The sequence below is a fragment of the Stieleria maiorica genome (assembly GCF_008035925.1).
Classification (GTDB): domain Bacteria; phylum Planctomycetota; class Planctomycetia; order Pirellulales; family Pirellulaceae; genus Stieleria; species Stieleria maiorica.
The window spans coordinates 3,546,517-3,560,728 of the sequence record NZ_CP036264.1; the positions used below are offsets into that span (position 1 = coordinate 3,546,517).

11 protein-coding genes are annotated in these 14,212 nt (G+C 58.4%); 9 read left to right on the forward strand and 2 right to left on the reverse strand.

Features of this window, described 5'->3' with window-relative positions; all coding sequences use genetic code 11:
* Positions 1 to 77 precede the first annotated feature (77 nt).
* On the reverse strand, positions 78 to 383 hold the full coding sequence (locus Mal15_RS12210) for a hypothetical protein (protein WP_147868018.1): 306 nt from the start codon (positions 381 to 383) through the stop codon (positions 78 to 80).
* 591 nt (positions 384 to 974) lie between these two features.
* Between Mal15_RS12210 and Mal15_RS12215 the strand changes: the two genes are divergently transcribed.
* From Mal15_RS12215 to Mal15_RS12225, 3 genes are read left to right on the forward strand one after another with little or no spacing between them, the layout of a single operon-like run.
* Positions 975 to 1,829, forward strand: a complete 855-nt coding sequence (locus tag Mal15_RS12215; protein WP_147868019.1) for an HAD-IIB family hydrolase — start codon at positions 975 to 977, stop codon at positions 1,827 to 1,829.
* 7 nt (positions 1,830 to 1,836) lie between these two features.
* The gene (locus Mal15_RS12220) at positions 1,837 to 3,048 is read left to right on the forward strand and encodes a glycosyltransferase family protein (protein WP_147868020.1); all 1,212 of its coding nucleotides are present in this window, start codon (positions 1,837 to 1,839) and stop codon (positions 3,046 to 3,048) included.
* A 47-nt stretch (positions 3,049 to 3,095) separates the two neighbouring features.
* The gene (locus tag Mal15_RS12225; RefSeq protein ID WP_147868021.1) at positions 3,096 to 4,838 is read left to right on the forward strand and encodes a sugar phosphorylase; all 1,743 of its coding nucleotides are present in this window, start codon (positions 3,096 to 3,098) and stop codon (positions 4,836 to 4,838) included.
* Here Mal15_RS12225 and Mal15_RS12230 read toward each other — a convergent pair.
* Positions 4,835 to 7,315, reverse strand: coding sequence for a glycogen/starch/alpha-glucan phosphorylase (locus tag Mal15_RS12230; RefSeq protein WP_147868022.1), 2,481 nt, complete (start codon positions 7,313 to 7,315; stop codon positions 4,835 to 4,837). The genes Mal15_RS12225 and Mal15_RS12230 overlap by 4 nt on opposite strands.
* A 537-nt stretch (positions 7,316 to 7,852) precedes the next feature.
* Here Mal15_RS12230 and Mal15_RS12235 point away from each other — a divergent pair.
* The 6 genes from Mal15_RS12235 (at position 7,853) to Mal15_RS12260 (ending at position 14,207) form a co-directional block, all read left to right on the forward strand.
* On the forward strand, positions 7,853 to 9,130 hold the full coding sequence (locus Mal15_RS12235; protein WP_147868023.1) for an ABC transporter substrate-binding protein: 1,278 nt from the start codon (positions 7,853 to 7,855) through the stop codon (positions 9,128 to 9,130).
* Between the two features lie 23 nt (positions 9,131 to 9,153).
* Positions 9,154 to 11,016 carry a sensor histidine kinase gene (locus Mal15_RS12240; RefSeq protein ID WP_147868024.1) on the forward strand — a complete coding sequence of 621 codons (1,863 nt, stop codon included), beginning with the start codon at positions 9,154 to 9,156 and terminating at the stop codon, positions 11,014 to 11,016.
* Complete coding sequence (locus tag Mal15_RS12245) at positions 11,016 to 11,453, forward strand: response regulator (RefSeq protein WP_147868025.1); 438 nt, start codon at positions 11,016 to 11,018, stop codon at positions 11,451 to 11,453. Before Mal15_RS12240 ends, Mal15_RS12245 begins: the two co-directional genes overlap by 1 nt.
* Before the next feature lie 199 nt (positions 11,454 to 11,652).
* The gene (locus Mal15_RS12250; RefSeq protein ID WP_147868026.1) at positions 11,653 to 12,174 is read left to right on the forward strand and encodes a response regulator; all 522 of its coding nucleotides are present in this window, start codon (positions 11,653 to 11,655) and stop codon (positions 12,172 to 12,174) included.
* Between the two features lie 88 nt (positions 12,175 to 12,262).
* The gene (locus tag Mal15_RS12255; protein WP_147868027.1) at positions 12,263 to 13,837 is read left to right on the forward strand and encodes a hybrid sensor histidine kinase/response regulator; all 1,575 of its coding nucleotides are present in this window, start codon (positions 12,263 to 12,265) and stop codon (positions 13,835 to 13,837) included.
* Positions 13,827 to 14,207, forward strand: coding sequence for a response regulator transcription factor (locus Mal15_RS12260; protein ID WP_147868028.1), 381 nt, complete (start codon positions 13,827 to 13,829; stop codon positions 14,205 to 14,207). The genes Mal15_RS12255 and Mal15_RS12260 overlap by 11 nt, the downstream gene beginning before the upstream one ends.
* The last annotated feature ends 5 nt before the right edge of the window (positions 14,208 to 14,212 follow it).

Here is a 14,212-nt window from a genome sequence, read left to right on the forward strand (position 1 = left end):
GCCGACCTCGGAGAGGACGGCGACTGGTCGGCCCAATCGAAAACGACGCTGCGGTCGCGTGATGTCCCGGATCGAGGTTAACCCAGCAAGTGGTTCGTCGCAGCGATCAGTTCGCGACGGAGTTGGGCGGAGGAGACCATCATGCGACGTTTCACGTCGCTGTCGTCAAAGAAACGCTCGATACCCGGTAGCAACGCATCGAGGGTGTCGGTCTGGCGGATGCCGTACATCAGGATCCGTTCCCAGGAGTATTCGTCGTTTTCGTCCTTCGTCTGACGGATCAGGATGGTCCGACCGTCGTCCCAATTGATGATCGCGACGATGCAGCGTTTGCCGTCATCGCGTTCGATTTGTCGACAATCAATGACATCGTATTTTGACATGGGGCATCGGTTGGGGCGTCAATCAAGGCGGGGGACGCGGGAAAGGCATTCGGCAATCGTCTGACCTCTCCGTCGGTTCGCGCCGTGCCGAACAGAGTCCATTAGGTAAATCAAAACAATTTCGTCGGACCCGCCAGAGAATTCTCTGCATTGGCGCGTTCACGCCAGACGGTCCGACTGTGGTAGGGAACGCCGCATCGACTTCGCTGCGCTCGGCAGAGCGTGGACGACGTCGGGAATCCATTTTTCGGCGAAGGGCAGGTAGGTGCGTTGGCCGGTGAGTCGAATCAGGACCGGTGGATCGCTCGTCGCGATTGCCGATTCATCAACGGCTTGTGGATTGAATCGTTTTCGATGAATGAATGGGACGGTACTAGGTACGAAGCGCGAGCGAGTGGATCTGCTGCGCGCCTCGATTGCGCTGCGGCAATCGTCAATCAACAGGCCGTCAGGGTAGCGGTAAACCGTGACGGTTGCAAAACAATGCCCAGACGCGACCCACTCTGCCCTTAGCCAGCCGTGAGGTCTGCGATCCTGCCCGGTGACAAGTCGCGGTGGCGACCAGGGGGGCGATTGCGTAAAATCGGCGCCATGCTGCCCACCGCTTCACCACTGATCCTGTTTACGGACCTCGATGGCTGCCTGCTGAATAAGCACGACTATGACTGGTCCCCGGCGTCTGCAACGCTGGATCGATTGCGTCAACGGCAGATTCCGGTGGTCATGAATTCCAGCAAGACCGTGCCGGAAATGACGCTTCTGGCCGATGAACTAGGACTCTCCGACAACACATTCGTCTCCGAAAACGGATCGGTGATTCGTTGGGGACAGGACGCCGGTGATCGGAGCGGCGAGATCGAAATCATCGGTGCGGCTCGCGATCAGATTTTGGAGGTGCTGCGGCCTCTGAAGCAAAGCTTTCGCTTCCGTTCCTTTGCGGATCTGGGGCTCGATGGAGTGATCCGCGCAACCCAGTTGTCCGAGGACAGGTCGCAGCTGGCACTCGCGCGGCAAGGCACCGAGCCCTTGCTGTGGGACGACAGCGACGAGAACCGAGTTGCGTTTGAGCGACACCTGGACGCTCACCAGCTGACGTTGACCAAGGGGGGGCGTTTTTGGCACGTCGCCGGGCCGACCAGCAAGGGCAAGGCGATGCAGGTCGTCGCGGAGCGATTATCGCTGGTCATGGCGGGTTGCGAATCCGGCAACCCACCGATCATCGCGGCGATCGGTGACAGTCCCATCGACCAGAGCATGTTGGACCTTGCCGACGTCCCGATCGGAATTCCGACGGCCAGCGGGTTAGGTGTCGACGTCGCCCCGGATCGCGGCATCGTTGCCTCGGCGCCCGGAGCGGCGGGTTGGGCCGAAGCCGTCACCGAACTGCTGGCTCGGATCGATATTCCCACGGCAGACTCTCTTCCAAATCCTCTTCCCCGGTCATAGCGAAACCATGGCGGACTTTGCCCAGAACGGAATTATCGGAACGCTTCACAATTTGCGAAACCGATCCACCGAAGACCTCGAATCGGAGTTGGTCGAGTTCTCCGCGGAAACTCCGATGGCGTTGCTGTTGCCCTGCCTGTATTCGGAATTGGAAGGTCCGGCGATGGGGCCGATCGTCGAAGAACTGGCCAAGATTCCTTATTTGAGTGAGATCATCATCGGGCTGGACCGAGCCAATGAAGAACAGTTCCACGCGGCGAAGCGGTTTTTTGACAAACTGCCACAAAACTATGTCGTGCTGTGGAATGACGGAACCCGACTGAGACACGTCGATGCCGCCCTGCAATCGGCGGGGCTTGCACCCATGGACCCGGGCAAGGGACGCAACGTCTGGTATTGCCTGGGGTACTTCCTGGCGTCGGGGAAATCCAAGGCGATCGCACTGCATGACTGCGACATCCTGACCTACGACCGATCGATGCCCGCGCGATTGCTGTACCCGCTGGCGCATCCGTCGTTCCATTACCAGTTTTGCAAAGGCTATTACTACCGAGCGGCCCAGGGAAAATTGAACGGTCGCGTGTTCCGATTGCTGGTCGTGCCGCTGATCCGCGCCCTCAAGACCGTGCTCGGACGGGTCGAGTATTTGGACTACATGGGCAGTTTTCGGTACGCGCTTTCCGGTGAGTTTTCGATGCGATCGGAGGTCGTCACGTCGCTACGGATCCCCAGCGATTGGGGGCTGGAAATCGGGACGTTGTCCGAGATGTATCGCAACTGCAACCTGAACCGGATCTGCCAAGTGGACATCGCCGATGCCTACGATCACAAACACCAACCGGTCTCCGAGGACGATCGCACCGGTGGTTTGCATCGCATGGCCAACGACATCTGCAAGGCCTTCATTCGAAAACTGGCCGTCCAAGGCTTCGTGATCAGCAACAGCATGCTGAGAACGCTGAAAGCCTGTTATTACCGGACGGCGCTGGACGTGGTGGACCATTACCACAACGATGCCGTGATGAGCGGGTTGAACCTGGACCGCCACCGAGAAGAAGCCACGGTGGAACTGTTCAGCCGAGTCATCGTGGCGGCGGGCGACGAGTTTCTCAATCGCCCCGACGAAAGCCCCTTCATTGACAACTGGTCCCGCGTGACGAGCGCGGTGCCGGACATCTATGACCAACTCCTGGGCGCGGTAGAAGCGGACAATGCCTGACCCAATCAACTTCAACTTTGATTCTCACGCATCAAGAAATCGTTTCCATGGCATTACCAACGGATTTTGACGAATCGCCCGTCCGCGCGCCCCTTGCTCAACACCTCGCCTTCCTCTACCCGGATTCAGACCCGGAACAACTGGCTGACGAAGTCATCGCGATCTTCGACCAGTTCCAGCCGCAAGGCCCATTGCCGCTGCACCAATTGTGGTCGCAAGAGGACTCCCTGCTGATCACCTATGGGGATTCGATCGTCGACAACGGCTCGGCACCGCTGGACACGTTACACCAGTTTCTCAACGAGTATTTAAAGGATTCGATTTCGTCGGTCCACGTGTTGCCGTTTTGCCCGTTCAGCTCCGACGACGGGTTCGCCGTGATCGACTACACCAAAGTCAATCCGAAGCTGGGCGACTGGTCGGAGATCTCGGAAATCGCGGGCAACTACCGGTTGATGGCCGACATTGTGATCAATCACGTGTCCTCCGAAAGCGAGTGGTTCAAAAACTACCGCGAGGGCGTCGAACCCGGTGCGACCTATTTCATGGAAGCCAATGCCGGGGATGACCTGTCGGCCGTCGTACGGCCCCGCGCCTCCTCGCTGCTGCGACCGACCGAAACCTCCCGGGGCCTGAAGCACGTCTGGTGCACGTTCAGCCACGATCAAATCGATTTGGATTTTCGCAATCCGCAGGTCTTGATGGAGTTCCTGAGAATCATCCGGTTGTACCTGCAGCACGGCGTCAGCATCTTTCGGCTCGATGCGGTCGGGTTTTTATGGAAGGAACCGGGAACGTCGTGTATCCACCTGCCCCAGACGCACGAGGTGGTGCGGCTGATTCGCACGATCACCGATTACTTTGCACCGGGCACGCTGTTGATCACCGAAACCAATGTGCCCAACCACGAGAACCTGACCTACTTTGGAAACCGCAACGAAGCTCACGTCATCTACAACTTCAGCCTGGCGCCGCTGCTGGTGCATGCCCTGTTGACCGGCAAGTCGGAATACCTGAAACGGTGGATGATGACGATGCCGCCGGCGCCGGTCGGGTGCACGTACCTGAACTTCACCGCGTCACATGACGGCATCGGCATGCGGCCCGCCGAAGGTCTGTTGTCAGACGAAGAACAACTGCAACTGGTGGAAACCGTACGCCGGTTCGGCGGCCGCGTTTCAACCCGACGCACCGCCGACGGTGGAGAACGCGTTTACGAACTGAACGTGTCGTTGTTCGACGCGTTGCGGGGCACGGTCGATGGCGAAGACCCGTGGCAAGTGGAACGCTTCTTATGCTCCCAGACCGTGATGATGGGGCTGGAAGGCATTCCGGCGTTTTACATCCACAGCCTGTTGGCCACCCCCAACGACCAGGACGGCGTCGCCGCGACGAACCATAATCGCAGCATCAATCGCCACAAATGGGATTGGTCGGATTTGCAGCAACGCTTGAGCGACAAAGGGTCGGTCCATCACCGGGTCTTTGAAGAACTGTCGCGGCGGATCCAGCTGCGTCGTCGGATGGCGCCGTTTCACCCCAACGCCACCCAGTTCACGCTCCAGCTAAGCGAGCCCTACTTCGCCTTTTGGCGTCAGAGCACCGACCGCAGCCAAAGCGTATTTTGTGTGCACAACCTGACCGACGCGGTTCAGGAATTGAAGCTTTCCGATCTGAACCTGATCCTGATGGATTCATGGTACGACGCGATTTCGGGAACGCGGCTGGACGACCAAAACGCCGTCTTGAACGTCGCGCCGTACCAGTGCCTGTGGATCACCAATCGTTAGGCGGTCAGGGGTTTGACGCGCCAGATTTCGTCGGCGTACTGTTGGATCGTGCGATCGCTGGAGAACCAACCGCTGTGGGCGGTATTCAGAATGCTCATGCGATCCCAGGTGTCCGGGTCTTGATAGGTTTTCGCCACGCGGTCCTGGGCGTCGATAAAGCTACGCAGATCGGCGATGGTCAGCCATTGGTCCTGCGGACTCCTCAGACCCGAGATCAGCTCTCCGAACACACCGGGCTCGGATTCGTGGAAACGTCCGCCTTCGAGCAGTTCCATGACGCGGGCGATGGCCGGGTCGGCGGCAATGATTGCGTTTGGATCGTAGCTCTTGCGCGTCTCCTGGGCCTCGGCCGCGTTGAGTCCGAACAGGAAGAAGTTTTCCTCGCCGGCCTTCTCGCGGATCTCGATGTTCGCACCGTCGAGCGTTCCGATGGTCAGTGCACCATTCATCATGAATTTCATGTTCCCCGTTCCCGACGCTTCTTTGCCGGCGGTGGAAATCTGTTCGGAAAGTTCGGTTCCGGGGCAAATGATTTCCATCGCGGAAACGCGATAGTTGGGGAAAAAGACGAGTCGCAAGAGGTCGTGGGCGCGGGGATCGTTGTTGATCACGCCGGCGACGTTATTGATCAGTTTGACGATCATCTTTGCGATGTGATAACCCGGCGCGGCTTTGCCCCCGATCAGCACGCAGCGGGGAACCATGCCGGCGGTTTCGCCACGGAGGATCCGGTCGTACAGATGGATGACGTGCAAGACGTTCATCAATTGTCGTTTGTATTCGTGAATCCGTTTGACCTGAACATCAAACAGCATGGTCGGGGCGAAGTCGACTCCGGTGTGTTGTTTGACGTATTTGGACAGGCGTTCTTTGTTGGCGTTTTTGACTTCGCGCCAACGCTTGCGGAAATCGGCGTCGTCGGCCAGCGGGGCCAACGCCGAGATCTGCTCCAAATCGGACTCCCAGCGTCGACCGATCGTTTCGTTCATCAAGTCACGTAGCGCCGGGTTGCAGTGTGACAGCCAGCGACGTTGCGTGACGCCGTTGGTTTTGTTGTTGATCTTGTCGGGCCAGATGCGATCGAAATCGGCGAACAGTCCCGATTTCAGCAGGTCGGTGTGCAGCTGTGCGACACCGTTGACGGAAAAGCTTCCGACGATGGACAGGTACGCCATTCGGATATGCGGCGTGTGGCCTTCTTCGATCAACGAAACGCGTTTCAGCAGTTCGGGTTCGTTGGGGAATTTTTCGGCGACTTCCGCGATAAACCGCTGGTTGATTTCAAAGATGATTTCCAACACCCGCGGCAGGAGTTGTCCGAACAGGCTGACCGACCAGCGTTCCAGGGCTTCCGGTAGCAGCGTGTGATTGGTGTAGGCCATGCATTGTGTCGTGATCTTCCACGCTTCATCCCATTCCAGTTGATGCTCGTCCATCAACAACCGCATCAGCTCGGGAACGGCACAGGCGGGGTGGGTGTCGTTCAGCTGGAAACAATTCTTTTTGCCGAACTCCGAAAAATCTTCGCCGTGGCGTTCGACCCAATTGGCCAAGACGTCTTGCAGGCTGGCCGAGACCAGGAAGTACTGCTGTTTCAAACGCAGCTCTTTTCCGTTTTCGCTGGCGTCGTTGGGGTACAACACCATCGAGATTTGTTCGGCGTTGTTCTTTTGTGCGACCGATTCGGTGTAGCTGCCGGCATTGAATTCGCCCAGATCAAAGGCGTCGGTCGCCGTCGCTTTCCACAGTCGGAGCGTGTTGACCGTGCCGTTGCGATAACCCGGAATCGGCATGTCATAGGGAACGGCCAAGATGTCGTAGGATTCCACCCAGCGGCTGTGGGGTTTCCCTTGGTCATCGACGTAGCGTTCGGTCCGTCCGTACAGGCGAATCCGCTTGGTGTCCTCGGGGCGTTCGATTTCCCAGGGGTTTCCGTCGCGCAGCCAGTGGTCGGGGGCTTCGACCTGGCGGCCGCCGTCGATCAGCTGGTGGAACATGCCGTATTCGTAGCGGATGCCGTATCCCGAGACCGGCAGCTGCAGATTGGCACAGCTGTCCAGAAAGCAAGCCGCCAGCCGCCCCAGGCCGCCGTTGCCCAGTCCGGCGTCGTGTTCTTTGTCCAGGACTTCTTCCAGCTGGACGCCGAACCGATGCAGCGCCTTGCGCATCGGTTCGTCCAGGTCCATGTTCTGGATCGCGTTGTTGAGTGAGCGACCCAGCAGGAATTCCAGCGACAAGTAATTCACGTGACGGGTGTCGCTCGATGCCAGCAGCTCGCGGGTCCGCCGCCAGTCGCGGCTGATTCGGTCACGGATGGTGATGGCCGCGGCACGAAAGCAATAGCCGGGGTCAGAATCGATCTCGTCGCGTCCCAGGGTGAATAGCAGGTGCCGGCGTAGCTCGTGCGACAGAGAGCCCAGCAGCACGTCGTCGGTTTCAGGAGCAGATGAGACAGCGGAATCGAGAGTCTTTTGCATCGGTAAGATCGAGGGGCTATTGGGATCCGAGTCAATTCTCAGACTGACAAGTCTTAGACAGACAGTGGCAGGCTCAACACCTTGTCATAAGGTGCAACCGGCCGAGAAACAAGCGGGAGAGCGGCGACGCCGGACAGCGGCGAAATGACCGCCCTCACGGGGATGAAACGGTGTGTGCACTATGTCGCGCTGGCGACGGGCAGGACGCAATCATCTTTCCCGATCGGCAAGACCGGCGTTTCACGCGAGCCAAAGCCAAGGGATTATCGCTTCGCCACACGCGCCAAGCTGAATCATCGGCGTCAAGCCCGCGACCGATGCGATCCCTTCAAGCGGTCCGGTCCACTGGGCTCGCGACCTCGAACGTGAGAGGGGAATGATTTCCCCGCGGCGTCAACCGACAGACCGCTGTTCTGCCGGTCCGTTGTCCCGCATTCCGGCTGATTTCCACAGACCTTGCGGGCCGTCGAGGTACCCGCAAGACACGTTTTTCAGCCCCCTCCCCCGATGTGAGCGATTCTGTTCCGAGCGAGATCCATGAAGCAATCCCGACGTACGTTCCTGACCAACGCCTCGGCCACGCTTGCCGCAGGTGCCGCGTCGCAACGCGTTTTCGGCGATGCCCCCTACGGCTTCGTTCGGCAGAAGCGAACGTTGCGCGTCCTGGGAACGCACGTCACGCTTCAGGAACCGATTCGCCAGAAAGCGGAAAAGGATTTGGGGATCGAGATCCACTTCCAGCCCGGAGGCAGCGCCTCGGTCTTGCACCAGGCATCCACGCGGCCGGAATCGTTTGATCTGTACGAACAATGGTCCAATAGCATCCGCTTGCTGTGGCAGGCCGGGGCGATTGAGCCGATCGAGACGTCGCGTTTGGTCTACTGGGACGAGATCAACAGCCTGACCAAGACGGGAAAGCTGACACCGCACGGGCGGATCGGTGCCGGGGATGCGCCGAACAAACTGCTGTACGTTCAGAACAACGGAGCCCTCGGGGCGGACGAAACGCGGCGGATCAGTTTTCTGCCGTATGTCCACAACGTCGATTCGTTTGCCTATGACGCGTCGGTCGTCCCTCGTGGTGTCGCCTATCAAACGGAAAGCTGGAGTTGGTTGTTGGATTCTCGCTGGGCGGGACGAGTTGCGTTGTGCAATGAGCCGACGATCGGGTTGTTCGACATCGCGCTGGCCGCAAAGTCGAAAGGGTTGGTGGAAATCGAGGACATCGGCAACATGTCCAAGTCCGAAATCACGGCCTTGTTTCGCGTGTTGGTCCAATTGAGGCGGGAAGGACACTTTCGCGGTGTTTGGAACAGCGTGCCACGATCGGTGGAATTGATGCGGGGCGGAGAGGCGGTCATCGAAAGCATGTTTTCGCCGGGCGTGTCTGCCCTGCGCGCCGAGAACATTGACTGTGTGTACGCGGCACCGAAAGAAGGCTATCGCGCCTGGCACGGTGTGATGTGCCTTTCTTCGGCCGCCTCCAACGCATCCAAGGATGCGGCGTACGAGTACATGAATTGGTGGCTGTCCGGTTGGCCGGGAGCGTTTGTCGCTCGACAAGGTTACTACATCTCCAACCCCCAGCGATCTCGTCGCGAAATGACCGCCCAGGAGTGGGACTATTGGTATGCCGGGAAAACCGCGGTGACCGACCTGACGGGGACCGACGGACGCACCGTCGTGCGACGCGGCGAAACCCGCACCGGCGGATCGTACGAGCGACGATTCAGCAACGTCGCGGTCTGGAACACCGTGATGGAGAACTACGAATTCACGTTAAGCGGTTGGAACGAGTTTCTGACCGCGACTTAATCAATCGCCCGCGTTTGACAAGTATGTTTCAGCTGTCGCTTAAACGAAAGATCTACCTCGGATTCGGCATCATTTTGATGCTGGTGTTCGGCAATGCGCTGGCGGTCTACTTCGGCTCCAAACGGATCGCCCAAGTCTTTGACCGAATGAGCGAGATCGAGGCGATCAACGCCGTCGTGCTGCGATTGGACCGCGATGTACAAGAGCTGCGATTGCGAGCCGACCGGTTCGTTTATTCCGGCCGCGAATCACAATCCAATGCGGCCAAAGAGATCTTCGAGCGATTGCGGGTCAACATCGACGCGGCGACACGACAGCAGACCGATCCTGAAATGGTCACGCTGTTCCGTCAAATCGATTCGCGCGTGACGGAGTATGCCAAACACTTTGACGCCGTGATCGTCGAGCGGAAAATCCGGCAAGATCTGGTCGAACAGCAGTTACCGGTGCTGGTGCGACAGATCGAACAACAGATGGCGGGTCTGTCCACGTGGTTGAACGGGGCGGAGACGACCGATCAACGATTGGCACTGGTGCGATCCCAATCCGCATTTTCCAAGGCCGAAAAACTTCTGCTGCGGTATTTCGAAAATCCAGACGGCGAACTGGTCGAGTCAGCGGTGGCAGAGATCAACGATGCCGTGGGGCAACTGGCGGAAATTGAAGGGCTGCAACGCGAGGTCGATGCCGTCGTCGGAGCGATCCGAGAGTTCGAAAGTGTCGGATTGCGCGCGGTGCAGGCGACTCGAAGCTACCTGTTCCTTCGAAACGTCGTGATCGCCGGCGAGGAATCGGAGGTGTCGTACTATTCGGCACAGCTGCGTTCGCGCGCCGAATCGCGACGGGAATTCATCGCATCGGAATTGGCGGCCACCTCCAATCGCGTCGGCCTGTTTTCCTGGGCAATCGTTGTGACGGCGGTCGGATTGTCGCTGTTGATCGCCACTCGGCTGGCATTGGCGATCGTCACCCCGATCTCGGACTTGACCAACACGTTCGAGCGCCTGTCCAGTGGCGAAGTGCTGTCCGATGTGCCGGGGACACGGCGCAAGGACGAGATCGGCAAGATGGCGACGGCGGCCCGCATCTTTAGCGACCAGAACCTACGGACGCGAGAATTGCTCGAGCAGTCACAGCAACTGGGGATCGAGCTTCGCGAACAGGCAAACCTGCTCCAGGCGACCAACGAAGAACTCGACAGCTTCGCCTATGTGGCGTCTCACGATCTGCGTTCCCCGCTGCGAGGAATCAAGCACCTGGCACAATGGATCGAAGAAGATGTTCGTGGCGACTTGTCCAGCGAAGGTGAAGTCTACTTGAACAATCTGAAAACCCGGGTGGGTAAGCTTGAGGTTCTGCTGGAGGATTTGCTGGACTTTTCGCGTGTCGGACGCATCGAACCTGCGTCGGAGACGGTTGCCGTCGAATCGGTGCTGGAAAACATCGTTGACATGGTCAGCAACCCCAACGAGATCCGCATCGATTGGCCGGGCGATCTTCCCGAATTCGAAACCGTCCGCGCACCGCTGGAGCAAGTGTTTATGAACTTGATCGGCAACGCGATCAAACACAACGACAAAGGCCCCGACGGGGCGGTCGAAGTGACCTGGTCCGCCGAGGGGGATCGTTATGAGTTTGCAGTGCAAGACAACGGTCCCGGAATCGACGCGGCCAATTTCGACCGCATCTTTCAGATGTATCAACGTGTCGGCGATACCTCGATCGAAGGCAGCGGCATGGGCCTTGCGATCGTCAAGAAACAAGTGGAGTTCTTTGGCGGCCGGATTCGTGTGACGTCACAAATCGGCCAGGGAACCCGGTTCAATTTTACGTGGCCTTGTCAATTGCAGACAACGCCGTCCGAAGTCGTCTGTGGAGCAGTGTGATGAGCAATGTCGTTCCAACCCTGGTGGTCGTCGAAGACGACTTCGTCGATCTGGAAATCGTCAAGCGGGGCGTCGCGAAGAAGCAGATGGAGGTCGGCATCATCAACGCCGCCGACGGGAATTCCGCTCTGGAATTGTTGCGGTCGGATTGCTTGACCGACCAGCAGCGGTCACAATTGATCGTCTTGCTGGACATCAACATGCCTGGGATGAACGGGCATCAGTTCTTGGAGGCGATCAGGGCTGATGAAACCCTAAGACGCACGATCGTTTTCATCCTCACCACATCGGATCACCCTCGTGATATCTCACGCGCCTACGATCGCAACGTGGCGGGGTACTTCTTGAAATCAAACGTGGACGGTTTGTTGGAAACCCTGGCGATTTATCTCGATCACGTGAAATTCCCTCCTGTGGTGTCTCTGCAACCGGTCTGATTGTCGGTGTTCAGCCAACTCCGCTGAACGAACACGCATCCGACCGCGACACGATCTACCTGTTAATCAGGCGGCAATTGCGCGTCCCGATCACTCCCCCCGGCATCCCACCAACCTGTGCCACCGGTGATTCACCCACGCGGGCGCGCTCCGATTGCTCTCCAATCCCCCCTCCCGTCAACCCACCTGGAGAACCGAAATGACAAGCGTGGTCACCCCAGCCCCACAGACTCGCAAACGTCCGCTACAACAGGTCATGCAGGCACACCGGTCCAAGCGGATCGAGAGCAAAGTCGGTAAGGATTTGCTTGCTCCGTCGGCAATCGCACACACGCCTCGAATTCTGTGCATCGACGACGATCCGGAGATTTGCCGAACCTTGGAAATGCGGCTCAGCACCTACCGGGCCGAGGTCCAAGTCGCCTATTTCGGGACGCAAGGTTTCTGGGAAGCGATCACCGATCATCCCGATCTGATTTTGATGGACGTCTCGATGCCCAGTGGCGACGGGCGATTCGTGCTGGAATCACTACGCAACAACCAGGCGACGCGGCGGATTCCGGTCATCGTGCTTACCGGCATGCGTTCACCCGACCTGCGATCGGAAATGATGGCCTTGGGGGCAGACTGTTTCCTGAACAAACCGGTCCATTTCGATGTGTTGCTCCGCGAAATGCGGGCCTTTGTCGACCTTTCAAAACGCGATCCATCGTCGCACTAGCGGTCAAATGCGGCCGTACCGTCACGAATCGGGGGCGTGGCGGCGGGACGCTTTTTTTTAACAGCCAACCGCAGCATGGGAGAGTGCCATGGTGATAGCAGAACAGAAGACGCAGCTGAGCATCTTGTTGATCGAGGACGATTTGGTCGACGGTGAATCGATCACGCGATCGCTGCACAAGGCGTTTCCGGATTGTGGCATCCTCCGTGCATCGTGTCTGGGCGATGCACTTGCCGCGGTCAATGAATCGTTATTTGATGTCGTGCTCGCCGATCTGTCGCTGCCCGATAGCCGGGGGCTGGATTCCGTGGTCAGCATGGTCCAGGCCTGTCCTCAAAACCCCTTGATCGTGTTGACCGGGCATGCCGACGACGAACTGTCGCTCGCGGCAATCGCCGAAGGGGCTCAAGACTACCTGGTCAAGGGACGCATCAATCCGGAACTGCTGCAACGCTCGATTCGCTATGCGATCCAACGACACGCGATGGCGAGAAACAACGACCAATTGTTGCAGACCCTCCGTGAGCGAGATCTGTTGTTGCAGACCAAGAACAAAAAGCTCGAAAAGGCATGCCGGACGGCGCAGAAGTTTGTCGACAACGTCTCGCATGAGTTTCGAACACCGCTGACCGTGATCATGGAATATGCCTCGCTGCTGGAAGATGGCATCGCCGGGCCGGTCAGTGACGAACAGGCCAAATTGCTGGGCGTGATCGATGATCGTGCCAGTGATCTGAACAACATGGTCGACGACATGCTTGATGTCAGCAAGCTGGAATCGGGGCTGCTCGGGGCATCGCGTTCCCAGTGCACGGTGGCCGAAATCATTGAGCACGTCTTGCCGGCGATTCGACGCAAAGCAATGGTTCGCGATGTTCGTCTGGAACTGCAGATCGACGACGACTTGCCCGACGTGTTTTGCGATTCAGCCAAGGTCGGCCGCGTGATCGTCAATCTTGCCATCAACGCGATCAAGTTCACTCGCAATCCCGGTCAAGTCTGCATCTCCGCCCGGCGTCACGGTGAGACGGATGTGTCGATCGCCGTCACGGACAACGGCGTCGGAATCCCGATTGACCGCCAGCGTGAGATCTTCAATCGATTCGCACAGGTCAAAACCGAGGTGCGTGACAGCACGAAAGGGTTCGGACTGGGATTAAATATCGCACAGGAGTTGGTGGAAATCAATTTCGGCAAAATGGATGTCGAAAGCACCGAGGGGGTGGGAAGTACGTTCAGTTTTACTTTGCCGGTGAATTGCCCCGGTGAAGTGACGCGGCGATTCGTCGATCGCCTGGCCGAAGTGCCGGACGGTCCGCAAAGTGTCACGGCCATCCGTGCCACGTTACAAGAAGACGCAAGTGAGTCGGCGGTTTTGGATGTCGAGCGGTTTCTGGTTCACATCCTTCGACAAAACGATTTGATCTTTCCGCTCCCCCAACGGCAATGGCTGCTGTTGGTGTCTGTGCCGGAGATCGCGTTGGAGGAGTTCTTGGCGCGACTGGACAAGGAACGACAGCAAATCAATCGCAATCGTCCCCGCGGCCCGTTGCCGGATTTCCGAATCGACGTGGAGGGAACCTGGGACGTTTCCCGGCACCCACGCGACGTCGTCCAGATGGTCAATCAACAACTCGATCAAGAGCAGTACTGTGTCGCATGAATCCAAGATTGTGGTGATCGATGACGACCGCGGGATCGTTCTGGGCGTGCAAATGCGGCTCCGCCACGCGGGATTCGACGTCTCGGTCGCTTACGACGGCACCGAAGGCCTGGAACTGATCCGCTCACAGAACCCCGACCTGGTGCTGCTGGATGTCCAGATGCCGAACCTGGACGGGTTGGCGGTGCTGAAGTGTCTTCGCGAAGACCCCGACGTGGTCACGCCCCCGGTGATCATGCTGTCGGCCAGTCTGCAAGATCAACAAACGGCGCTCGATGCCGGGGCACACTATTTCCTGACCAAACCCTATCGCAGCAGCGATTTGATCGATGCCATCGCGTCGGTCCTGCCCACATCGGCATCCGTCTAGGTGTG